General features: G+C 63.9%; 17 protein-coding genes, 1 pseudogene and 1 riboswitch. Of the genes and pseudogenes, 11 read left to right on the forward strand and 7 right to left on the reverse strand.

Going from position 1 to position 23,575, the window contains the following annotated elements; translation table 11 throughout:
- A pseudogene (locus ACS3WA_RS04655) lies at nt 1-632 on the reverse strand (dihydroorotase); the annotation flags it as partial.
- A 138-nt stretch (nt 633-770) separates the two neighbouring features.
- Nucleotides 771-1,724, reverse strand: a complete 954-nt coding sequence (locus ACS3WA_RS04660; protein WP_438277404.1) for an aspartate carbamoyltransferase catalytic subunit — start codon at nt 1,722-1,724, stop codon at nt 771-773.
- Nucleotides 1,725-1,888: 164 nt separating this feature from the next.
- On the opposite strand from ACS3WA_RS04660, the gene ACS3WA_RS04665 reads away from it, so the two are divergent.
- Complete coding sequence (locus tag ACS3WA_RS04665) at nt 1,889-3,532, forward strand: acyl-CoA dehydrogenase family protein (RefSeq protein ID WP_438277405.1); 1,644 nt, start codon at nt 1,889-1,891, stop codon at nt 3,530-3,532.
- Nucleotides 3,533-3,665: 133 nt separating this feature from the next.
- Nucleotides 3,666-4,451 carry a CPBP family intramembrane glutamic endopeptidase gene (locus ACS3WA_RS04670; protein ID WP_438277406.1) on the forward strand — a complete coding sequence of 262 codons (786 nt, stop codon included), beginning with the start codon at nt 3,666-3,668 and terminating at the stop codon, nt 4,449-4,451.
- 28 nt (nt 4,452-4,479) lie between these two features.
- Here the strand turns inward: ACS3WA_RS04670 and ruvX are convergent, their stop codons facing one another.
- Nucleotides 4,480-4,971, reverse strand: coding sequence for a Holliday junction resolvase RuvX (ruvX, locus tag ACS3WA_RS04675; RefSeq protein WP_412774819.1), 492 nt, complete (start codon nt 4,969-4,971; stop codon nt 4,480-4,482).
- Between the two features lie 131 nt (nt 4,972-5,102).
- On the opposite strand from ruvX, the gene ACS3WA_RS04680 reads away from it, so the two are divergent.
- The 7 genes from ACS3WA_RS04680 to ACS3WA_RS04710 all read left to right on the forward strand — a co-directional run bounded on the left by ACS3WA_RS04680 (nt 5,103) and on the right by ACS3WA_RS04710 (nt 13,589).
- Complete coding sequence (locus ACS3WA_RS04680; RefSeq protein ID WP_438277407.1) at nt 5,103-6,173, forward strand: NAD(P)H-dependent flavin oxidoreductase; 1,071 nt, start codon at nt 5,103-5,105, stop codon at nt 6,171-6,173.
- 105 nt (nt 6,174-6,278) lie between these two features.
- Nucleotides 6,279-6,566 carry an Asp-tRNA(Asn)/Glu-tRNA(Gln) amidotransferase subunit GatC gene (gene gatC / locus ACS3WA_RS04685; RefSeq protein ID WP_412774817.1) on the forward strand — a complete coding sequence of 96 codons (288 nt, stop codon included), beginning with the start codon at nt 6,279-6,281 and terminating at the stop codon, nt 6,564-6,566.
- Nucleotides 6,567-6,783: 217 nt separating this feature from the next.
- Nucleotides 6,784-8,259 (forward strand): Asp-tRNA(Asn)/Glu-tRNA(Gln) amidotransferase subunit GatA, encoded by a 1,476-nt coding sequence (gene gatA / locus ACS3WA_RS04690; protein WP_438277408.1) that lies wholly within the window; start codon nt 6,784-6,786, stop codon nt 8,257-8,259.
- A complete protein-coding gene (locus tag ACS3WA_RS04695; protein ID WP_438277409.1) occupies nt 8,250-8,558 on the forward strand; it encodes a hypothetical protein in 309 nt (102 codons plus the stop codon). The genes gatA and ACS3WA_RS04695 overlap by 10 nt, the downstream gene beginning before the upstream one ends.
- Nucleotides 8,559-8,653: 95 nt before the next feature.
- Entirely contained in the window at nt 8,654-10,036 is a 1,383-nt protein-coding gene (locus ACS3WA_RS04700) for a patatin-like phospholipase family protein (protein WP_438277410.1), read from the forward strand.
- A gap of 74 nt (nt 10,037-10,110) precedes the next feature.
- Nucleotides 10,111-11,595 carry an Asp-tRNA(Asn)/Glu-tRNA(Gln) amidotransferase subunit GatB gene (gene gatB / locus ACS3WA_RS04705; RefSeq protein WP_438277411.1) on the forward strand — a complete coding sequence of 495 codons (1,485 nt, stop codon included), beginning with the start codon at nt 10,111-10,113 and terminating at the stop codon, nt 11,593-11,595.
- Between the two features lie 1,727 nt (nt 11,596-13,322).
- Nucleotides 13,323-13,589 carry a hypothetical protein gene (locus ACS3WA_RS04710; protein WP_438277412.1) on the forward strand — a complete coding sequence of 89 codons (267 nt, stop codon included), beginning with the start codon at nt 13,323-13,325 and terminating at the stop codon, nt 13,587-13,589.
- Nucleotides 13,590-14,067: 478 nt separating this feature from the next.
- Here ACS3WA_RS04710 and ACS3WA_RS04715 read toward each other — a convergent pair whose 3' ends face one another.
- Nucleotides 14,068-14,457, reverse strand: coding sequence for a hypothetical protein (locus tag ACS3WA_RS04715; protein WP_438277413.1), 390 nt, complete (start codon nt 14,455-14,457; stop codon nt 14,068-14,070).
- 53 nt (nt 14,458-14,510) lie between these two features.
- Here ACS3WA_RS04715 and recA point away from each other — a divergent pair, with 53 nt between their 5' ends.
- Nucleotides 14,511-15,599, forward strand: a complete 1,089-nt coding sequence (recA, locus tag ACS3WA_RS04720) for a recombinase RecA (protein ID WP_438277414.1) — start codon at nt 14,511-14,513, stop codon at nt 15,597-15,599.
- Nucleotides 15,600-15,852: 253 nt separating this feature from the next.
- Here the strand turns inward: recA and gcvP are convergent, their stop codons facing one another.
- From gcvP to gcvT, 3 genes are all read right to left on the reverse strand, one after another.
- A complete protein-coding gene (gene gcvP, locus ACS3WA_RS04725) occupies nt 15,853-18,729 on the reverse strand; it encodes an aminomethyl-transferring glycine dehydrogenase (RefSeq protein ID WP_438277415.1) in 2,877 nt (958 codons plus the stop codon).
- Between the two features lie 70 nt (nt 18,730-18,799).
- Nucleotides 18,800-19,165 carry a glycine cleavage system protein GcvH gene (gene gcvH, locus ACS3WA_RS04730; protein WP_438277416.1) on the reverse strand — a complete coding sequence of 122 codons (366 nt, stop codon included), beginning with the start codon at nt 19,163-19,165 and terminating at the stop codon, nt 18,800-18,802.
- A 9-nt stretch (nt 19,166-19,174) separates the two neighbouring features.
- Nucleotides 19,175-20,338, reverse strand: coding sequence for a glycine cleavage system aminomethyltransferase GcvT (gcvT, locus tag ACS3WA_RS04735; RefSeq protein ID WP_438277417.1), 1,164 nt, complete (start codon nt 20,336-20,338; stop codon nt 19,175-19,177).
- Between the two features lie 132 nt (nt 20,339-20,470).
- A riboswitch (glycine riboswitch) is annotated at nt 20,471-20,576 on the reverse strand.
- Nucleotides 20,577-20,830: 254 nt separating this feature from the next.
- Between gcvT and alaS the strand changes: the two genes are divergently transcribed.
- Nucleotides 20,831-23,509, forward strand: coding sequence for an alanine--tRNA ligase (gene alaS, locus ACS3WA_RS04740; protein ID WP_438277418.1), 2,679 nt, complete (start codon nt 20,831-20,833; stop codon nt 23,507-23,509).
- Nucleotides 23,510-23,575 lie beyond the last annotated feature (66 nt).

The following is a 23,575-nucleotide window of genomic DNA, read 5'->3' on the forward strand; positions in this document are numbered from 1 at the left end:
AGTCCGAGCCGGGCGGAATATTCGCCTTCGTTCATGACGCCTTCGCCGACCAGATGGGTATCCTCGGTGTGGTGGACGATCAGGGCGTCGAAGTCGCGGGCATAGGTCAGGGCGCGGCGCATCACCTGCGCGTTCATCACGCTTCGCGCGCCATCGGTGAAGGCAACCGCGCCTGCCGCCTTCAGCAGGCCGATCTCGGTCATTTCCTTGCCGGCAAGCCCCTTGGTCAGCGCCGCCATCGGATGAATGTTGACGATCGCGGTATCCCGCGCGCGACGGAGCACGAAATCGACGGTCGCGGAATTGTCGATCACCGGCGAGGTATCGGGCTGGCAGACAATGGTGGTGATGCCGCCGGCTGCGGCGGCGCGACTCGCGGATGCAAAGGTTTCGCGATGGCCGGCCCCGGGTTCGCCGACGAAAGCGCGCATGTCGATCAGGCCGGGCGCGACGATCTTGCCGGCGCAGTTGATGATGTCGGTGCCCTCTGGCACGCCGGCGGCGCCAATGCCGCGCCGCGCATCGCGAACGACGCCGTCGGAAATCAGCACATCGCCGGGGGCATCGAGGTCGCGCGCGGGATCGATGATGCGAGCGTTGGCGAGCAAAACGGGGCGGCGATCTCTCACCATGACGTCACGCCTTCGCCGTCATTCCGGGACGCGAGCGTAGCGAAGCGAACCCGGAATCCAGATGAGAGGATTGCCATTGCGGCCGGATTCCGGGTTGCGGCCTTTGGCCGTCCCCGGAATGACGGAAAAGTTGGAGCCTCACGCATTCGGCAGGTTCCTCGCCAGCGCTTCGAGCACCGCCATCCGCACCGCCACGCCCATTTCCACCTGTTCGCGGATCAGCGACTGGGCTCCGTCCGCCACGATGGAGTCGATCTCGACGCCGCGATTCATCGGTCCCGGATGCATGACCAGCGCGTCGGGCTTCGCATAAGCGAGCTTTTTCTGGTCGAGCCCGAAATAGTGAAAATACTCGGAAACCGACGGCACGAACGAGCCGCTCATCCGTTCGCGCTGCAGGCGAAGCATCATCACGATATCGGCGCCGTCCAGTCCTTCGCGCATGTCGCGGGCGACCTCGACGCCCATGCGCTCGATGCCCGGCGGCAGCAGCGTGGAGGGCGCAACGACGCGCACCCGCGCGCCCATGGCGTTGAGCAGGATGATGTTGGAGCGCGCGACGCGCGAATGCAGCACGTCGCCGCAGATCGCGACCAGAAGTCCCTCGAGCCGCCCCTTGTTGCGGCGGATGGTCAGCGCATCGAGCAGCGCCTGGGTCGGATGTTCGTGGGCGCCGTCGCCGGCATTGATGACGGAGCCGTCGACCTTGCGCGCCAGCAGTTCCACCGCGCCGGAGGCGGAATGGCGCATCACCAGAATGTCCGGATGCATAGCGTTGAGCGTCATCGCGGTATCGACCAGCGTCTCGCCCTTGCGGGTCGACATCGACGATACCGACATGTTCATGACATCGGCGCCGAGCCGCTTGCCCGCGATCTCGAACGATGACTGGGTTCGGGTCGAGGCTTCGAAGAACAGGTTGATCTGGGTGCGACCGCGCAGCGAGGTGCGTTTCTTGTCGATCTGGCGGTTCAGTTCGACGTATTCTTCGGAAAGGTCGAGCAGGCCGGTGATGTCGGCGACGGAAAGGCCCTCGATGCCCAGCAAATGCCGGTGTCCGAGGACAAAGCTCGATTTCGGAGACGATGTCATTAAAGCCAGAGCTATAGGCAGAGTTTCCGGGCGGAGCAAGGTCGAATAGCGCCCGGGCGAGTTTTCCCCCGGTGATGCTCGCTCAAGGTAAACGGAAAGCCATGGTGATAACGCGCTGTTCCAGCGTAAGTTTGAACGGCCCCGACGCTCGCGGAAATTGACGCATGACACAGGCCTCTTTCAGAACCCATGAGGTGTTCAACCAGTCGCCGCCGTTCGAGGACGTCGACCTGTTCACGCTGGATCGTCCGCTCACCGAGGCGGTGGCCGCGAACGGCGGCACGGCCGCATCGGCCGAACTGTCCGGATTCGGCAGGCACTGGGGATCGGCGGCAATGGCCGCGCGCGGACGCCTTGCCAACGAGAATCCGCCGAAGCCGCGGATCTTCGATGCGCGCGGCAACCGGCGCGACGAAGTGGAATTCCATCCGGCCTATCACGAACTGATGGCCCACAGCGCCCGCGCCGGACTCCACAATTCCACTTGGACCGTCGACGGCAAGCCGGCCGGCGGTGGTGCGGAGGTGGTTCGGGCCGCAAAATTCTACATGGCAGCCCAGGTCGAGACCGGACACCTCTGCCCGATCACCATGACCCGTGCCTCGGTGGCGGCGCTCGCTGCACAGCCGGACGTGCTGGCGAAGGCGATGCCCGTGATCGCGACCCGGGCCTACGATCCCTCATTTGCGCCATGGTGGAGCAAGCACGGCATGACGCTCGGCATGGGCATGACCGAAAAGCAGGGCGGCACCGACGTGCGCGCCAACCAGACCCGCGCTGTGCGCGACGGTGACACGTATCGCATCACCGGCCACAAATGGTTCATGTCGGCGCCGATGTGTGATGCATTCCTGGTGCTGGCGCAGGCCGATGGCGGGCTGACATGCTTTTTCATGCCGCGCTTCCGGCCCGACGGCTCGGTCAACGAGATTCATCTTCAGCGGCTGAAGGACAAACTCGGCAACCGCTCCAACGCCTCATCCGAGGTGGAATTTACCGAAGCCTATGCCGAACGCGTCGGCGAGGAAGGCAAGGGCATCCGCACCATTATCCAGATGGTGCAACTCACGCGGCAGGATTGCGCGATCGCCTCGGCCGGCCTGATGCGCTCCGGGCTGGCGCATGCGTTGCATCACGCCCGCCATCGCAGCGTGTTCCAGAAACATCTGGTCGATCAGCCGCTGATGCAGGCGGTGCTGTCAGACATGGCGTTGCATGTGGAAGCGTCGGTGGCACTGGTGATGCGGCTGTGTCGTGCGTTCGATGAAGCGCCGTCCGATCCGAAAGCGGCCGCGTGGATGCGGCTTCTGACTCCGGCGGTGAAATACTGGGTCTGCAAGAGCGCGCCGGGCTTCCTGTATGAAGCGATGGAGTGCCTCGGCGGCAACGGCTATGTCGAGGAGGGCATTCTGGCGCGGCACTATCGCGAAGCGCCGGTCAATGCGATCTGGGAAGGCTCCGGCAACGTGATGTGCCTCGACGTGTTGCGCGCGCTGGCGCGCGAGCCGGAGGCGGCTGTGGCCGTGCTCGAAGATTTCGTCGCGGACACTAAAGATCTGCCCGGCGCCGCGGAGGCCGTGACGTTTCTTGCCGGCACTTTCCGCCGGTCCGATGGCGAGCGGGCAGCGCGGCAGGCGGTTGAGACGCTGGCGCAACTGGCGGCGGCTGCGGCGCTCAACAGGACCGCGCCGGAACAGGCGGCGCTGTTCGCGGCGACGCGCCTTGGGACCAGCCACGGGCGCATGTTCGGGACGGCCGAATTGTCTGCCGCCCGGAGCCGCGATCTGCTCGAGCGGGCGCTGCCGTGAACGCCGGCAACGATTCAGAAATGAGTATAGGGCGTCATGGCCGGGCTTGCTCCGGCCATCCACGTCTTTTTGTGGCGGGGCTGCAAGACGTGGATACCCGGAACAAGGCCGGGCATGACGAAAGGGAAGGTCGATGATGTCTGCCGAAGCGCCCGTGTACCCTGTTGTGATGCCGCCGCCGCTGCCTCAACCGCGCCTGCCGCGAGCCTGGAAATTCATCGGCACCAGCCTGTGGGGCCTAGCGGTGTTCGTCGCGATGTTTGCCGGGCAACTTTCGGTCCTTGCTTATTTCGTGCTGACCGATCCGGCGCCGTTCAGTTTCGACAAGGTCACCGAACACGCCGGAAACGGCCTGACGGTCGCCCTGTCGGTGGTCGCGGGACTGCCGATGGCCTTGCTGGTGCTGTGGATCGCAATCCGCCTCTCCGGCGTGTCGCTCGCCGACTATCTCGCGCTGCGCTGGATCTGGTGGCGGCATCTGCTGCTCGGCATCGTTGCTCTGGTCGGGCTCGTGATGGGATGGGAGGGCGTGTTCTATGCGATGGGACACGAGACTTCGGCAGGCTTCATGGTGGAGGTGCTGAAGTCGGCGCAGGCCGAGGGCGCGCTGTGGCTTCTGGTCGTCGCAATTTGTGTCGTGGCCCCCGTCACCGAGGAACTGCTGACGCGCGGCTTCCTCTATCGCGGATGGTCGGAGTCGGCCCTGAAGCCCGGTGGCGCCATCGTGCTGTCATCGCTGGTGTGGACCGCGATGCACCTGCAATACGACTGGTTTTTCTTTGCCGAGGTGTTCTCGATCGGGCTGCTGTTCGGCTACCTGCGCTATCGCAGCGACTCGATCCTGCTCACCGTGATCCTGCACGGCCTCAACAATCTCGCGGCGACGCTGCAGACGCTGTGGATCGCCGGCCATTCCTGACGCCGGCGCGATCCGTGCTGCCGCGCATTCAGTCCGATCCGGAAGACCGCCGCTGCGCCGCAAGCCGGTCGAGCGCGCCCTGCAGGATGAAGATCGCGGCATGTTCGTCGATGACCTTGGCGCGCCTTGCGCGGCTCATGTCCATTCCGATCAGTTCGCGCTCGACGGCGGCCGTCGACAGCCGCTCGTCCCAGAGGCCGATGGCGAGATCGGTGAGCTTCGCCAGATTGCGCGCGAAAGCCCGGGTCGACTGCGCGCGCGGTCCTTCGCTGCCGTCCATGTTGATCGGCAGCCCGAGCACGAAGCCGACGGCGCTACGCTCACCCGCTATCGCAAGCAGCCGCGCGGCATCCGCCGTAAAAGTCTTGCGCTGGATGGTCTCGACGCCGGTGGCGAGGCGGCGATCGGGGTCGGACACCGCCACGCCGATGGTCTTGGTGCCGAGGTCGAGCCCGACGAGGGCGCCGCGTTGCGGCCAGTGCATGGCGGCTTCGATCAATTGCAGGACTGAGGCGGGCATCGCCTCGCATAACATGCGCGCGACGGGCATGGCAAAATGGCGCGGCAAAACGCCGGACCGACGATCGGTGGCCGCCTTGGGTGCCGGTATGCTAAGGCGCCGATCAACAACCCCTCGCGAACGAGAAGACCATGTGGCCGGACCGCAGACTGATCGATCTTTTTGGCATCGAGTTTCCAATCGTTCAGGCGCCGATGGCGGGTGTCATGGATGCCGAACTCGTCATCGGGGCGGCGGAGGGCGGCGCCCTGGGGTCGCTGCCGTGCGCGATGCTCTCGCCCGACAGGGCCCGCGAGCAGGTCGGCATCATCCGGCAGCGGGTCAAGGCGCCGATCAACATGAACTTCTTCGCCCATCGCGCGGTGGCCGCCGATCCACACCGTGACGCCCAATGGCGGATGCGGCTCGCCTCTTATTATAGAGGGTGGGACCTCGACCCGTCAGCCCCGACCGCGCCCGCGAGCCGCGCTCCGTTCGATGCGGCGATGTGCGACGTCGTCGAGGAGGTGAAGCCGGAGGTGGTCAGCTTCCATTTCGGATTGCCGGACAAGCCGCTGCTCGATCGGGTGAAAGCGACCGGCGCTGTCGTGGTCGGCTGCGCCACGATCGTGCGCGAAGCGGTCTGGCTTGAGGAAAACGGCGTTGATGCCGTCATCGCGCAAGGCGCGGAGGCGGGCGGCCACCGCAGCATGTTTCTGACCGACAATATCGCGGCGCAGCCGGGTCTCTTCGCGCTGGTGCCGCAGATGGCGGATGCGGTGCGCGTGCCGATCATCGCGGCGGGTGGTGTCGCCGATGGGCGGGGCATCGCGGCGGCGTTCGCGCTTGGCGCGGCCGGCGTGCAGATCGGCACGGCCTATCTTCGCTGTCCTGAATCCAGGGCGTCCGCGCTGGGCCGCGCTGCGCTTGCCGCCGCGGGCGACGAGTCCACCGTCATCACCAATGTCATGACCGGGCGTCCGGCACGCGGGATCGTGAACCGCGCGATGCGCGAAGTGGGACCGGTCTCGCCCGATGCGCCGGCGTTTCCCCATGCGGCCGCGGCCTTCGCACCGCTCAGGGTGGCCGCCGAGAAGCAGGGCAAGGTCGATTTCACCAACCTCTGGGCCGGACAGGGGGTTCGTCTTGGCCGCGAGATGCCGGCGGCGGAACTCACGCGCGCGCTGGCGGGGGACGCGTTGAAGCGGTTGAGCGCCTTGTGAGTTGTAAGAGGAACAGTGCGGTTGCAGCGCGAAAGCCGGGTCTGCTATAGGCGTGACGCCTGTTGGTGGCAGCCCCTGAACAATTAGACGCCTGCGAGGCCCTTGATGTCTGTCGATGCCGCTACCGTCCGCCGTATCGGGCACCTTGCGCGGATCGCGATCAGCGAGACGGAAGTTCCCGCACTTCAGGACGAACTGAATGCGATTCTCGCATTCGTCGAGCAGTTGCAGGAAGTGAACGTCGACGGTGTCGAGCCGATGACCTCGGTGATGCCCATGACGATGAAAAAGCGGGCCGATGTGGTGAATGACGGCAACATCGCGGACAAGATTGTCGCCAACGCGCCGGTAACGGATGACCATTTCTTTCTGGTGCCGAAGGTCGTCGAATAACAGGTTGTGAGCCGATGTGTCTGCTGTGTAACGATGAGAAGGTCTATCGGACCTATATGGAACGTCTCGACGCGTTGAAGCGTCGGGGGGAGACTGTGGATCCCGACGCGGTATTGGACGCCGTCTTCGAGCAGCTCCAGGCGGAAGAAAAGCTTCGCGCCGCCGATCCCCGAAACGACAGGACGCTGTCGCCATTTTTCTGTAGCGCGGTCGATAAATGACGGATTTGACGTCGCTCACGCTGGCCGAGGCCCGTGATGGTCTTGCGACCAAGTCATTCACCGCGATTGAGCTGACCGACGCTCATCTCGCGGCGATCGAGCGGGCGCGCGTGCTCAATGCCTATGTGCTGGAGACGCCGGAGCGGGCGAGAGCGATGGCGCGCGAGGCCGACGCGCGGATTGCCAAAGACGAAAGCGGGCCGCTCAACGGCATTCCGCTCGGCGTCAAGGATCTGTTCGCGACGGAAGGCACGCGGACCACGGCGTGTTCGCAAATTCTCGACGATTTCAAGCCGCCTTACGAATCCACCGTGACGTCGCAACTCTGGCGCGACGGCGCCGTGATGCTCGGAAAACTCAATAACGACGAATTCGCGATGGGCTCGTCGAACGAGACCTCGCGCTTCGGCCCCGTGATCAATCCGTGGCGGCGGCAGGGGTCCGATGCGAAGCTGGTCCCCGGCGGTTCGTCGGGCGGGTCGGCCTCGGCGGTGGCGGCCGGACTGTGTCTTGGCGCGACCGCGACCGACACCGGCGGTTCGATCCGCCAGCCCGCTGCCTTCACCGGCACCGTGGGCATCAAGCCGACCTACGGACGCTGCTCGCGCTGGGGCATCGTCGCGTTTGCATCGTCGCTCGATCAGGCCGGGCCGATCGCGCGCACGGTGCGCGACGCGGCCATCCTGATGCGCTCGATGGCCGGCCACGACCCGAAGGACACGACGTCGGTCGATCGCGAAGTTCCCGACTATGAAGCCGCGGTCGGCAGATCCGTGAAAGGGATGAAGATCGGCCTTCCCAGGGAATATCGGCTCGACGGCATGCCCGCGGAGATCGAGAGGCTGTGGACGCAGGGCGCCGAGTGGCTGAAAGCCGCGGGCGCCGAATTGGTCGAGGTCTCGCTGCCGCATACGAAATACGCGCTGCCCGCTTATTACATCGTGGCGCCCGCCGAGGCGTCGTCGAACCTCGCGCGCTACGATGGCGTTCGTTACGGCGCGCGCGTCGATGGCCGCAATCTCGTCGAAATGTATGAGAATACGCGCGCGAAGGGCTTTGGAGCGGAGGTCCGCCGTCGTATCATGATCGGCACCTATGTCTTGTCCGCCGGTTACTACGACGCCTATTACCTTCGTGCGCAAAAGGTCCGCACCTTGATCAAGAAGGATTTCGAGGATTGCTATGCGGCGGGGGTCGATGCGATCCTGACACCCGCGACGCCGTCAGCCGCCTTCGGCATCGGCGAGAAAGCCGGGGCCGATCCGATCGAGATGTATCTCAATGACATCTTCACCGTGACGGCGAACATGGCTGGACTGCCGGGCATCGCGGTGCCTGCGGGCAAGGATGCTCATGGACTGCCGCTTGCATTGCAACTGATCGGCCGTCCGTTCGACGAGGAGACGCTCCTTTCGCTTGGCGAGATCGTCGAGCAGGCGGCAGGACGCTTTGCGCCGGAGGTGTGGTGGTGACGCCGGATGCTTTCAAGACCAGCCTGACGAACGCGGAGCCGCCGCAGGGCGTTTCGGCACCGCTTGCGGCATTGTGGTGGGCCGCGAAAGGCGACTGGAACAAGGCGCACGTCCTCGTGCAGTCGCAAGTCGGCACCGAGGCGGCCTGGGTGCATGCCTATCTGCATCGGCTTGACGGACGCGAGATCGGCAACGCCGCCTATTGGTATCGCCGCGCGGACAAGCCGTTTGCGAAAGGTTCATCCGAAGACGAGTGGAGTCAGATCGTCGCGGAATTGCTGGGCGGCGAGGGCGGCTAGACAGACGGGGCGGGGCGGAACAGCTATCCTGTCATGGGCGAGACTGTCCGGCTCTGCGCATCAATGGCGACATCGGCGGGGGCGATTGCACGGCCATGCGTTCAGCATTTGCGATCACTGGATTTTGCGCGGTGCTGCTTGGCTGCGCGTCGATCCAGAATGCGCCGGTCAACCAGCCGGGCAGCAGCGCCGATCTCGCGGGCCAGCTTCACGAAAATTTCGAGGAGCGGGCAGCCACCGACGATGATCTGGTCGGCTTGTCGTTTTCCGGGGGCGGAACCCGGGCGGCGGCCTTTTCCTTCGGCGTGCTGGAGGAGTTGGCGCAAATACCGGCGCGCGGCGGCGGCGGCGTGTCGATGCTTGATCGCATCGATTTCATTTCCGGCGTGTCGGGCGGCTCGGTTACCGCGGCCTATTTCGGGTTGCGAAAACGCGCGGCGCTGGCTGACTTCCGCGAAAGATTTCTGCTGCGCAACGCGGAGGAGGGGCTGCAGACCGATCTCAACCTTGCCACGCTCGGCAAGGCCTTCGCCGGCGGCATCAACGACTCCAGCGGCCTGCCACGCTGGCTCGATGCCAACCTGTTTCATGGCGCGACCTTCGCCGACCTTCGCAAGACGGTGCGCCCGCGGGTCTGGATCAACGCCTCCGACATCTACAATCGCACGCCCTTTGTTTTCGGCGTGACCGCGTTCAGCGCGATGTGCAGCGACCTCGGATCCTATCCGCTGGCGAACGCGGTGGCCGCATCAGCAGCGGTGCCTGTTGCGTTCGCGCCGGTGGTGATCCAGACCTTTCCGGGCCGGTGCAAGGATCCGCTGCCGGCCTGGATCGTGAAAGCGCGCGACAACCGCAACGCGCCGCCGATGCTGAGCGCGTTTGCGAAAGCGGTCAGCCGCTATCACGATGGCGAAATCCCCTATATCAAGCTGCTCGACGGCGGCCTGGTCGACAACTACGGCTTGGCAGGGTTCACCATCGCGCGGCTGTCGGCGAGTACGCCTTATGGACCGCTGTCGCCCGATCAGGCGGTCAAGATACGGCGTGCACTGTTTCTGGTGATCGACGCGAAGACCGGCGTCGCCGGCAACTGGATCAACACGGTTGAAGGCCCGAGCGGCGTCGATCTGGTCAAGGCGGCGGCGGACACCGCGATCGATGCCAGCGTCGGCGCGGGCTATACCGCCTTCGAGCGAACCATGGGCGACTGGCAGACCGCGCTGATCCGCTGGCGCTGCGGCCTGTCGGCCGCCGACCGCGCCCGTTATGGCGCGCGCCCGGGCTGGAATTGCCACGATCTGAAATTGTTCGTCGGACGGATCGGCTTCGATCAACTCGATCCCGCGCGGGCCGCGAGCCTGGAGACCGTTCCGACCCGTTTCCATCTGCCGCCGCAGCAGGTCGACGACGTGATCGCCGCCGGGCGCGACGCATTGCGGGCGAGTCCAACCTTCCGCGCGTTTGCCGGCAGCATGTGAGCGGGCGCAAGCGGCCGACTCAATTGATTCGGACGGGGGTTTTCCCGTCGCAACCTCCGGGGTAAAAGCCGCGCATGAACGCACCTGTCAAACCGTCGAACCTGATCAAGGGCGCCACCGGCGAGTGGGAGATCGTGATCGGGCTCGAAGTCCATGCCCAGGTCACATCCAACGCAAAGCTGTTTTCCGGCGCGTCGACTGCCTTCGGCGGCGACCCCAACAGCCACGTCTCGCTGGTCGACGCGGCGATGCCCGGGATGCTGCCCGTGATCAACGAGGAATGCATCCGGCAGGCGGTGCGGACCGGATTAGGGCTGAACGCTAGGATCAACCTGCGCTCGGTGTTCGACCGCAAGAACTATTTCTACCCGGACCTGCCGCAGGGTTATCAGATCAGCCAGTACAAGTCGCCGATCGTCGGCGAGGGCGAGGTCGTGGTCGACCTGGCCGACGGCACCAGCATCACGGTCGGGATCGAACGGCTGCACCTCGAACAGGACGCCGGCAAGTCGCTGCACGACCAGCACGCCGACATGAGCGCGATCGATCTGAACCGCTCCGGCGTGGCGCTGATGGAAATCGTCTCCAAGCCCGATCTGCGGTCGTCGGAACAGGCCAGGGCCTATGTGACGAAACTGCGGACGATCCTGCGCTATCTCGGCACCTGCGACGGCGACATGGAGAAGGGCAGCCTGCGCGCCGACGTCAACGTTTCCGTGCGCCGGCCAGGGGAGCCCTTCGGCACCCGATGCGAGATCAAGAACGTCAACTCCATCCGCTTCATCGGTCAGGCGATCGAACACGAGGCGCGACGCCAGATCGGCATCCTCGAGGACGGCGGCAGCATCGACCAGGAAACCCGGCTGTTCGATCCGGACAAGGGCGAGACCCGCGCGATGCGTTCCAAGGAAGAGGCGCACGACTATCGCTACTTCCCCGATCCCGACCTGCTGCCGCTGGAATTTTCGCAAGGCTTCGTGGAGGCGCTGAAGGCCGATCTGCCGGAATTGCCTGACCAGAAGAAGACGCGCTTCATCGGCGACTTCGGCCTGACGCCCTATGACGCCGCCGTGCTGGTCAGCGAACATGAGAGCGCCAACTTTTATGAGGCTGTGCTGGCGGGGCTTGCGAACGCGCGCCGCGACGGAAAGCTGGCCGCCAACTGGGTGATCAACGAACTGTTCGGGCGGCTCAACAGGGAAAGCCTGAGCATCGCCGCATCGCCGGTCTCGACATCGCAGCTCGCCGCGATCGTCGATCTGATCGGCGAGGGGACCATTTCCGGCAAGATCGCCAAGGATCTGTTCGAGATCGTCTGGACCGAGGGTGGCGACCCGCGGACGCTGGTCGAAGCGCGCGGGATGAAGCAGGTCACCGACATGGGTGCGATCGAGAAGGCGGTCGACGACATCGTGGCAGCCAATCCGGACAAGGCCGCGCAGGTCCGTGACAAGCCGCAGATGATCGGCTGGTTCGTCGGTCAGGTGATGAAGGCGTCCGGCGGCAAGGCCAACCCGCAAGCCGTGAACGATCTGCTCAAGACCAAGCTCGGTCTGTAATCGTCGTCGGCCGGTCGCTAGCGCGTATTCCGCAAAAATGGATACCGGTTTCGCGATCAGAATACGCGCGAATTATCTAACCGCCAGCCGGATTGCACTGAGCCCGAAAATGCTCTGACCGGCGTTTCAACGCCGTGTGCATTGCTTGTGCGCAGTCTGTTGCATCGTCGCGACAAAGCGATGATGCCTCTGGCGTGTGGCTGCATTGTCCGAAGGATGCGGGATGTGGAGCGAAACGCCGGGCGATGCTGCGCTCGTTCTGCTCGTTGAAATTGCAGTCGTGTGTGCGTGCATCGTGCGCCGGCATCACACTGTGATGGGGTGACGATAGCTGGTTTGGTTTTGCGAATCGGATTTCACGATTCGCAAAAAGCGCACCTTCACGGGGACCGAATGGCAATTTCCCGGATTATCGTGAAAATATTTTTGTTGCCAAAAGTTACGACTCGGAGTCCGCGCTGCGACGATCTTCACGGGTGAAGCGACTCGGTGTCGTGCATCATGCGCGTATGTCGTTACGTTACGAAATGCAGAATGCCGCTGCGGCACAGCCACTTCCTGAAACGTTGACATTCGTCGACGCAGGTCTTTCGCTGGTTATTCGCGCCGCTCATCGCCGAATCCGCGCATCATCCTGAAATGCGTCGTCGCCGCGACGGCATTTGTCTGTCAACACTTCCTTAAGTGGGACACTGTTTTTTTCAATGTGTTGGTGTATTCGAAGGATGTGCATTTCGATTCCCGAGTGCACGCAGCGACTAAGCCATCTCACTAACCCTGGAGGGCAACATGGCCAAGAAGGCGAAGAAGGCAAAGGCTAAGAAGGTCAAGAAGGCGAAGAGCGCGGTGAAGAAGACTGCGAAGAAGACCCGCAAGGTCGCCAAGAAGAAGAAGTAAGCTCGCGTTATGGTATCGCCGGCAGATGCCGGCGACGTCGCAAGAGCCGGAGAGAGTTTGTTTCCAAGAGCAGATTTTCAATCCAGGCTCCGGTCGACGAGAGAGGGTGTCGGCGAGACATCAGGTCAAACGGTCGGATCGTCTGTCCCGGGACTCCCGTGACAACCGGTCCGAGAGAAGATCACGGTGGGTTCACCTGCGGTCTTCGTTCGATGCGGATGTCAATGTCCGCAGTCACCAGCGGCCTCGGCTGCGGTGAGAGTTGGTCCTGACGTGTTCACCGACGCCCTCGTCCTGCCACCGGCGTGGCTCAGCCCCGGTGTTGCTGTTTCCCCATCGTTTGAATTGGTGCCGCCGCCGCGGTGAGCGCGGTTTCACCGCGTTGCCAGAGCATTTTCGCTTCTCATTGAATCAAAAGCGAAGCTCTGGATTATTGTTTCGACGCGTTTTCTTCACGCGAACCGGTATCTATCCCCGCAAGCCCGAGGACATGATTCGATCGAAACGCTGTAGTTCTGCGCTTCCGCCCGGTCGGGTACGATACCGGCTCTGGCGATGGTTACCGGTTTGCCAAGCCCGACAGTAAACCGAATTCCGCGAAATCAGGAAAGCCCCCGAATAACAAAGACTTTTTCGATTCCGTGGGGTGGTCCCCGCACGGAACGTTCACGTTCGATTCATCGCGATGCTTAAACTGCTCTTCAAATTTTACCGCCATGGTCTGCGCGTCTGGACGGCACGCCGGTGAACGGCGGTCGGGACCGGCGGGGGCGACAACAAGTGGATGGGGCCGCGCTCGAAGCAGGGCGGTTATAAAAAGGAACAGAGAAATGTTTCAGGGGCATATCGATTTCGACACGGCGGCGCCGGTAGGCGCCGACACCATTCAGAATATTCTGTTCGAACGCGGTTTGTACTGGGCTAGCGGCCGGGCCGGTCTGGTCGACCTGGTGGCCGCGCATAAATGGTTCAACCTCGCAGCGCTCAAGGGCCACGCCGAAGCGATCGCGATGCGTCGGGAAGTCGCAGCGCTCATGTCCGAGGCCGAGATCGTTGCGGCGCAGCGCGAGGCGAGAGCCTGGATGACCGTGCATTGATCCGCTCTCGGGCGATCTGCCGGCAAGCTCCACCCGATGAATGTGTGCCGCACCTGGAGCAGTTCGCTTGATCCTGGCTTGGCCGCGGCTGCACCATGCTTCGTTCCCGTCGCTGTCGCGACAAGGGATTCGCATTATTCGTGCGGTTTGCGAGAATCCGTTTTGAATCGGAAATCAGCGAACCGCTTTAGTCGCGTCTCTTAAGCGGGGCAGCCGCCCCGCAGGACGCGGGTCGTCTGACTGTAGAAACCTGTGGCTGCTGCGGAGTTCCCCAGCGAGTTCAGGATGTCGCCGACCGATATGTAAATCTTGCTGACGGCAATCGCAGCCCGGCAGTCCATACCGCCCGGCAACTGCTTCGAGATCGCGCAGTACGGCGCGCTGGTCTTTCTCGCCGTGTCACAAGCGAGAGGGCACCCGCGAGTTTAAACCGCGAGGTTCGATCGTTGCTGACCTGAAATCTAACTTGGCGGCCGCTCTATATATAAATGCCGAATGAGTGACCGAGAGCTCTTGCCAATGAGAAGCCGGCACGGGTCAATGTCCCGTTGTTGTAATTCTGATCCCACTGGTTGATCACAACCAGCGCGACTGCCAGCGCGAAAATCATCTTCATGACGGTAGGTTGACACCAGAGTCTTAAGATAAAATTAGAACTGGCGGTTGGCGGTTCGATTGAACCGGTCATTGTATTTGGGAAGAGGCCGTTCATGAGACGGGCATTTTCCTGCGGCGGTGAAGCCGTCCTTGCCAAAATCCACCGGCCACCTGCGGCAGGAGAATTAAATAAGCCAATGTATTCCGAACTAAAGAAAAGAACATATTGCGAACTTAGAACAAATGGGGTACATAGGTTCCACCTGATCATTCACGGCCATTCGTTGTCCCCTCCGCGAATCCCGTTCATAAGGAGCCCGGCCCATGTCTCAAGCTGCCCTGCGTATCGTCGAAGGATCCTCCATGGATAAGTCGAAGGCCCTGTCCGCCGCGCTCTCCCAGATCGAGCGCCAGTTCGGCAAGGGCTCGGTGATGAAGCTCGGCAAGAACGACAAGTCGATGGACGTCGAGGTGATTTCCTCGGGTTCGCTCGGGCTCGACATCGCGCTCGGCGTCGGCGGCCTGCCCAAGGGACGCATCGTGGAGGTCTACGGGCCGGAGTCCTCAGGCAAAACCACGCTCGCGCTGCATGCGGTCGCCGAGGCACAAAAAAAGGGCGGCATCTGCGCCTTCATCGACGCTGAGCATGCGCTCGATCCGGTTTACGCCCGCAAGCTTGGCGTCAATGTCGACGATCTCCTGATCTCGCAGCCCGATCACGGCGAGCAGGCGCTGGAAATCGCCGATACGCTGGTGCGCTCCGGCGCGGTGGACGTGTTGATCATCGATTCGGTCGCGGCGCTGGTGCCGCGCGCCGAGCTTGAGGGCGAGATGGGCGATGCGCTGCCCGGACTGCAGGCGCGGCTGATGAGCCAGGCCCTTCGCAAGCTCACCGCCTCGATCAACAAGTCCAATACCATGGTGATCTTCATCAACCAGATCCGCATGAAAATCGGGGTGATGTACGGATCGCCGGAAACCACCACCGGCGGCAACGCGCTGAAATTCTATGCGTCCGTGCGCCTCGACATTCGCCGCATCGGCGCGATCAAGGAGCGCGACGAGGTCGTCGGCAACCAGACCCGCGTCAAGGTGGTGAAGAACAAGCTGGCGCCGCCTTTCAAGCAGGTCGAGTTCGACATCATGTATGGCGAGGGTATCTCCAAGATGGGAGAGATCCTCGATCTCGGCGTCAAGGCGGGCATCGTCGAAAAATCCGGCGCCTGGTTCTCCTATGACAGCCAACGCATGGGGCAGGGACGCGAGAACGCGAAGGCGTTTTTGCGGGCCAATCCCGACATCACCGCCAAGATCGAAATGGCGATCCGCCAGAATTCAGGGCTTATCGCCGAGCAGATTCTGGCCGGCAGCCCCGAGCGTGATGATGACGACGAGGAGCCGGCCGAGGACTGAGTTGGTCGGCTTGGTTATTTCCGGGACTCGGGCTGGTGCAGCCCGGGTACGGTGCGATCCGCAAAGACGGGAATCCTTTGCGGAAGCGTCTCGCGCCTCTCGGAAGCAAACGGGCGCTGTGGATGTTGAGTTGCCGACATCCCCAGCGTCCGTTTTTGTTTTTCATCACCCTCAGAGGACATCCTCAGCGCGCAACGGCTCGCCGTTACGTAACTCCCCGGTCGAGTGGAAAGCAGGTGCGAGTTGAGGTTTGTTACTCCGCAGCCTGGGCGTAATCTTCCAGCGGTGGACAGGAGCAGACCAGGTTGCGGTCGCCGTAGGCATTGTCGACCCGTCCGACCGGCGGCCAGTATTTGTCCGAGCGCGATGTGCCCGCCGGGAAGCAGCCCTGGGCGCGGCTGTAGGACCGCGACCAGTTATCCTCGGCAATGTGGTGCACCGTATGCGGCGCATGGCGGAGCGGCGAGGCCTCGACGCTCCAGTGTCCGGCCTCGATTTCTGCGATCTCGTTCCGGATCGCGATCATGGCGTCACAGAATCGATCGAGTTCCGCTTTCGCCTCCGATTCGGTCGGCTCGATCATCAGCGTTCCCGGCACCGGAAAACTCATGGTCGGGGCGTGGAAGCCGTAGTCGATCAGCCGTTTGGCGATATCGTCGACGGTGACGCCGGTTTTGGCCTTTAGCGGGCGGGTATCGATGATGCATTCATGCGCGACGCGGCCCTTCACGTTGCGGTACAGCACCGGAAAGTGCGGATCGAGGCGCTGCGCAATATAGTTGGCGTTGAGGATCGCCACTTCGGTGGCCCGCGTCAGGCCTTCGCCGCCCATCATCAAAACGTAGATGTAGGAGATGGTCAGGATCGAGGCCGAGCCGAATGGCGCGGCCGAGACCGGGCCGACCGCGGACGGTGTTGCGCCATCGGTTACGGGATGGCCGGGAAGGAAGGGCGCGAGGTGCGCTTTCACGCCGATCGGGCCCATGCCCGGACCGCCGCCGCCGTGCGGAATGCAGAAGGTCTTGTGCAGGTTGAGGTGGCTGACGTCGGCGCCGTAATCGCCGGGCCGCGCCAGGCCGACCTGCGCGTTCATGTTGGCGCCGTCGAGATAGACCTGGCCGCCATGGCTGTGCACGATGTCGCAGATTTCGCGGATACGCTCTTCGAACACGCCGTGAGTCGAGGGATAGGTGATCATGATCGCGGCGAGCCGGTCGGCGTGCTGCGCCGCCTTGGCCCTGAGATCGTCGACATCGACGTCGCCGCGCGCATCGCAGGCCGCCACCACCACTTCCATTCCCGCCATGTTGGCGGAGGCCGGATTGGTGCCGTGCGCGGAGGAGGGGATGAGGCACACCGTGCGGTGGCTGTCACCGCGCGCCGCATGATAGCCGCGGATCGCCAGAAGCCCGGCATATTCGCCCTGCGCGCCGGAGTTCGGCTGCAGCGAGATCGCATCATAGCCGGTGATGTCGAGCAGCCATTGTTCGAGTTGTTCGAACAGCGCGTAATAGCCTTCCGCCTGCTCGGACGGCGCGAACGGATGCAAACTCGCGAATGCAGGCCACGTCAGCGGAATCATTTCCGTGGTGGCGTTGAGCTTCATCGTGCAGGATCCGAGCGGGATCATCGCGCGATCGAGCGCGAGATCGCGGTCGCTGAGCTTTCGCATGTAGCGCAGCATCTCGGTTTCAGAGCGGTGCGCGTGAAACACCGGATGGGTCAGATAGGATGTCCTGCGCCCGAGCTCGGCAGGCAGCAGGTCGGAGGCGTGTGGTGCGACGTCGGCATAGGACAGCGCGCCGCCGAACGCGCGCCACACCGCTTCGACGATCTCCGGCGTGGTGAGCTCGTCGAGCGCGATGCCGAGCGTCCGGTCGGCGTTGATCCGCAGATTGATGCCCTGGCTGAGCGCACGGATGACGATCTCGTCCTGTCGATCGTCCGCCCGCACGATGAGCGTATCGAAGGTTGCGCCGTTGAGCGGCGCGAAGCCGAGCCGCGTCAGGCCGGCCGCCAGCGTTGCTGTATGCCGATGCACGGTACGCGCGATCTGCGCCAGCCCTTCAGGACCGTGATAGACCGCGTACATCGAGGAGATCACCGCCAGCAGCACCTGCGCGGTGCAGATGTTGGAGGTGGCCTTCTCCCGGCGGATGTGCTGCTCGCGGGTCTGCAGAGCGAGTCGATAGGCCGGCGCGCCGCGCGAATCCACGGAGAGGCCGACGATGCGGCCGGGCAGCAATCGCTTCAGCGCGTCGCGCGCTGCCATGTAGGCCGCGTGCGGCCCGCCATAGCCCATCGGCACGCCGAAGCGCTGTGCCGATCCGACCGCGATGTCGGCGCCCAGTTCGCCGGGCGAGGCCAATAGCGTCAGCGCCAGCAGGTCGGCCGCGATCACGGCGAGACCACCCTTGGCCTTGATCGCGGCGATTGCCGGACGCAGGTCGCGCACCACGCCCGATGTGCCGGGATATTGCAGCACCGCGCCGAACACATCCGCGTTGTCGAGATCGTGCAGCGGATCGCCGGTGACGAGCGTCCAGCCGAGCGGTTCCGCGCGGGTGCGCAGCACCGCGAGCGTCTGCGGATGCACCTCGTGATCGACGAAGAACGCTTTCGTTTTCACCGTCGACGCGCGCTCGGCCAGCGCCATCGCTTCCGCCACCGCGGTCGCCTCATCGAGCAGCGAGGCGTTTGCGACGTCGAGCCCGGTAAGGTCGCAGATCATGGTCTGGAAATTGAAGAGCGCCTCGAGCCGGCCCTGGCTGATTTCCGCCTGATAGGGCGTGTACGCCGTGTACCAGGCGGGGTTTTCCAGGATGTTGCGCTGGATCACCGTCGGCAGGATCGTTCCGGAATAACCTTGACCGATCAGCGAGGTGAAGGCCTGGTTGCCCGCGGCGAGCTCCCGCATGTGCGTCAGCGTTTCGATTTCGCTCAGGCCCTCGCTCAAGCCTTCGCCGAGATCGAGCGGCGCGCTCCGCCGGATCGCGGGAGGCAACGCCTCGTCGATCAGCGCCGCGAGGCTCTTCGCGCCGACGGTGCCCAGCATCGCGTCGATGTCGCGCGGCGACGGGCCGATATGGCGGCGCGCGAAGGTGGTGGCGGGCTCTTCACGGACGGTCATCGAAATGCTCCTCGATGCAAATTTGCAAATATTGAATGACTTGCGTCATGGCCGGGCTTGACGAAAAAGCTCACGCGGTGTGCGCCTTGTAGGCGGCCTCATTCATCAGGCCCTCGAGCTCGCTCTTGTCGGCGATCTTCAGCTTGAAAATCCACGCCTTGCCGTTGGCGTCGGAATTGATCAGCGCCGGCTCCGCGCTGAGCGTGTCGTTGACCTCGAGAACTTCACCCGTGATCGGCGCGTAAACATCCGAAGCCGCCTTGACCGACTCCACGACCGCCGCGGCCTCGGCCTTCTTCAACTGGCGTCCGACTTTCGGCAGTTCGACGAACACGACGTCGCCAAGCTGCGACTGCGCATGATCGGTAATGCCGACGGTCGCGGTGTCGCCCTCGATACGAAGCCATTCGTGGTCGGCAGTATACAAAACGGTCATGACAAATCCTCAACGCTTGTAATGATGTGGAACGAAAGGCATCGCGGACACCCGCAGCGGCAGCCGCTGCCCGCGTACGTCAGCAAAGACCAGACCGCCGACGGCAGCGTGCGAAGTCGGCAGATAACCCATCGCCACGGGCGCGTTCAGGCTCGGCCCGAAACCGCCCGATGTCACGGCGCCGATCGGATCGGCGGAATTCGCATCCGCAAACAGTCGTGCGCCTTCGCGCACCGGCGTGCGGCCTTCCGGCAGAAGTCCGACGCGGCGGCGGGCTGCGCCCTGCTCGAATTGGGAAAGGATCACGTCGGCTCCGGGAAAACCGCCCGCGCGCGCGCCGCCGCTGCGACGGCTTTTCTGCACCGACCATTCCAGCGCGGCTTCGACCGGCGTCGTCGTGGTGTCGATGTCGTGGCCGTAAAGGCAGAGGCCGGCCTCGAGCCGCAGGCTGTCGCGGGCGCCGAGGCCGATCGGCATCACGGCCGGATCGCCGAGCAATGCCGATGCCACGGCTTCGGCCTGCGCTGCGGGAATCGAGATCTCGAAGCCGTCTTCGCCGGTATAGCCGGAGCGCGAGAGAAAGCAGTCGATGGTGCCGCCGGCTATCCTGATCGGACGCGGCCCGGCTTCCATGAAGCGCATCGCGGCTGCCTCAGGGCAAAGCTTCGCCAGCACGGACGCCGCTTTCGGTCCCTGCAACGCGACCAGCGCGCGATCGGCCAGCACGTCGATGGAGCAGGCATCGACGAGATGCTTGCGCAGATGCGCCTCGTCGGCAGTTTTGCACGCGCCATTGACCACCAGAAACAGGTGGTCGCCGAAATTGGCCACCATCAGGTCGTCGAGCAGTCCGCCGGCTGCATTGGTGAACTGGGCGTAGCGCTGCCGTCCCGGGGCGATCGCCACGACGTCCTGCGGCACCAGCCGTTCCAGCGCGAGCGCGGCATCCTCGACTTTACCGGATTTGGGCCGCAGCGCGATCTGGCCCATATGCGAGACGTCGAACAGGCCGGCGGCGGCTCGGGTGTGGAGATGTTCCTTCAGCACGCCGGCAGCGTACTGCACCGGCATGTCGTAGCCCGCGAACGGCACCATCCTGCAGCCGCGCGCCAGATGCAGGGCGTGCAGGGGCGTTTTTCGCAGGGTCGGCGCTTCGGAGACGTGCGTCGCCATCAGGGGTCCTTGCGGTCAAAAGGGACGATTCCCTGAAAACCCGTAAAAACCCCATCTGTCGCTGTGCCTGAGAGTATTATCCCGTCGGCGGACCCTGACCGCACACGGCCGAGGGTCTCTTTCCAGATGTTAACGAGTCGCGCGGTCCGTTTGCCTGAGAGTTTCCGGGGCGGTTGCTCCTTCGGCGCCGGCCTGCTTCCATTCCTGGAAGTGGCCGATCTCTCCCGGCGCGACTTCAAAACAGATAGGACGAAAACACGCCTTCAACAAGACTGTCAACGCGGATGCAGCATTTTCAACGGATGTTATTAATACGGCCAAGTCTCTGATCCTCCTGCACACTTTCTGGACAGCCCGGCCACCCCCGTCTAAAAGCGGTCGCTGGACAAGATGCGACTGCCAACTTGCGCGTATTCTGCTCGCAAAGCCGGTTACCACCTTTGCTGGAATATGCGCTCAGGGCCGCGAGCCCTTAATTTGCGATGGAACACAATGAGCGGCGTTAACGACATCAGGTCGGCGTTTCTGAATTACTTCGCGGCCCAGGGCCACGAGATCGTGCCCTCGTCGCCGCTGGTTCCGCGCAACGATCCGACATTGATGTTCACCAATGCGGGCATGGTACAGTTCAAGAACGTCTTCACGGGCGTCGAGAAGCGGCCCTATCGGCGCGCCACCACCTCGCAGAAATGCGTGCGCGCCGGCGGCAAGCACAACGATCTCGACAATGTCGGCTACACCGCGCGCCACCACACCTTCTTCGAGATGCTCGGCAACTTCTCGTTCGGCGACTATTTCAAGGATCGCGCCATCGAACTGGCATGGAAGCTGGTGACCGAGGAGTTCGGCCTGCCGAAGGACAGGCTGACCGCCACCGTCTACATCGACGACGACGAGGCGTTCGGCCTCTGGAAAAAGATCGCGGGCCTGCCGGACTCGCGCATCATCCGCATCAGTGGCGCGGATAATTTCTGGCAGATGGGCGATACCGGTCCGTGCGGTCCGTGCTCGGAGATCTTCTACGATCACGGCGACAAGATTCCGGGCGGGCCTCCGGGGTCGCCGGACGAAGATGGTGACCGCTTCGTCGAGATCTGGAACCTCGTGTTCATGCAATACGAGAAGCTGCCGGACGGCAGCCGCCTCGATCTGCCCAAGCCCTCGATCGATACCGGCGCGGGTCTTGAGCGCGTCGCCGCCGTACTTCAAGGCAAGCACGACAATTACGATATCGACCTGTTCGTCGCGCTGATCCGCGCCGCGGCCGATCTGACCGGCGCGGACCCGCGCGGTCCGATGAAGGCATCGCTGCGCGTGATCGCCGATCACCTGCGCGCATCCTCGTTCCTGATCGCCGACGGCGTGCTGCCCTCGAACGAAGGTCGCGGCTATGTGCTGCGCCGGATCATGCGGCGCGCGATGCGCCACGCCCAGTTGCTCGGCGCGCGGGAGCCGTTGATGTGGCGGCTGGTCGGCGCGCTGGTGCGCGAGATGGGCGAGGCCTATCCCGAGCTGCAGCGCGCCCGCGCCCTGATCGAGGAAACGCTGCGGCTGGAAGAGACGCGCTTCCGCAAGACGCTGGAGCGCGGGCTTTCTATTCTCGATGAGAAAAGCGCGTCGCTGAAGACGGGCGACATGTTCGACGGCGAGACCGCGTTCACGCTGTACGATACGTATGGCTTTCCGCTCGACCTGACGCAGGACGCGTTGCGGGCGCGCGGCATCGGCGTTGATCTGGCCTCGTTCACCGATGCGATGGAACAGCAGAAAGCCAAGGCGCGCGCGTCGTGGTCGGGCTCGGGCGAGGCAGCGACCGAGGCGATCTGGTTTCCGTTGCGCGAAAGACTCGGCGCCACGGAGTTTCTCGGCTACGAGACCGAAACCGCGGAAGGCGTGGTCGCTGCACTGGTGAAGGACGGCAGGGAAATCGACAGCCTCAAGGCCGGCGAAAGCGGTGCGATTGTTCTGAACCAGACGCCGTTCTACGGCGAATCCGGCGGTCAGGTCGGCGACACCGGCGTTCTGACCGGCGAGGGCGTTCGCTTTCGTGTCACCGACACGCAGAAAAAAGCGGGCGATCTGTTCGTGCATCTCGGCACCGTCGAGCAGGGGACGCTCACGCCCGGCATGGCGCTGACGCTGGAGGTCGATCACGCAAGGCGCTCCGCGATCCGCGCTAATCATTCCGCGACCCATCTGTTGCACGAAGCGTTGCGGCAGGTGCTCGGCGATCATATCGCGCAGCGTGGGTCGCTGGTCGCGCCCGAGCGGCTGCGGTTCGATTTCGCCCACAACAAGCCGATCAGCGCGGACGAACTGCGCCGCATCGAGGACATCGCCAATGACGTCGTGCTGGAGAACGGCGAGGTGACGACGCGCCTGATGGCGGTGGACGACGCCCGCGAGGCGGGCGCGCGGGCGCTGTTCGGCGAGAAATACGGCGACGAGGTGCGCGTGGTGTCGATGGGCGGCACGGGACGGCAGGGCGCGGCGAGCAATGCGCTCGGCTGGTCGGTCGAGCTTTGCGGCGGCACCCATGTGAAACGCACCGGCGATATCGGCCTGATCTCGGTGACCGGCGAAAGCGCGGTGGCGTCGGGCGTGCGCCGGATCGAGGCGCTGACCGGGCATCACGCGCGCCGTCACGCCAACGACGCCATCCAGCTTGCGAAAACCGCCGCGGGCGAATTGCGCACCACGCTCGACGACATGCCGGCGCGGATCGCCTCCCTGATGGAGGAGCGCAAGAAGCTCGAGCGCGAACTGTCCGAGGCGCGCAAGAAACTCGCCATGGGAGGCGGGGCCGCGAGCGCATCTTCCGGCGCGGCGGCGGGCGTGCGCGATGTCGGCGGCATCAAGCTGATGGCGCGTTCGGTCGAAGGCATCGAGATCAAGGACCTCAAGAACCTCGCCGATCAGGGCAAGAAGCAGCTCGGCTCGGGTGTCGTCGCACTGGTCGCGACCAGCGACGACGGCAAGGCGAGTGTGGTTGTCGGCGTGACGCCCGATCTCGTGACGCGCTTCTCGGCGGTCGATCTCGTGCGCAAGGCGTCCGAGGTGCTCGGCGGCAAGGGCGGCGGCGGCAAGCCGGATATGGCGCAGGCCGGCGGTCCCGACGGCGCCAAGGCGGGCGCGGCTTTGGACGCCATCGCGGCGGCAATGGGTGGTTAGAGCCTTTTCGCTTCTGATTCATCAGACGCGAAAAGACGATTCACGCCAGACGTTTATGCGCGGCAG

Origin of the sequence: Nitrobacter sp. (genome assembly GCF_051535235.1) — a bacterium.
Classification (GTDB): domain Bacteria; phylum Pseudomonadota; class Alphaproteobacteria; order Rhizobiales; family Xanthobacteraceae; genus Nitrobacter.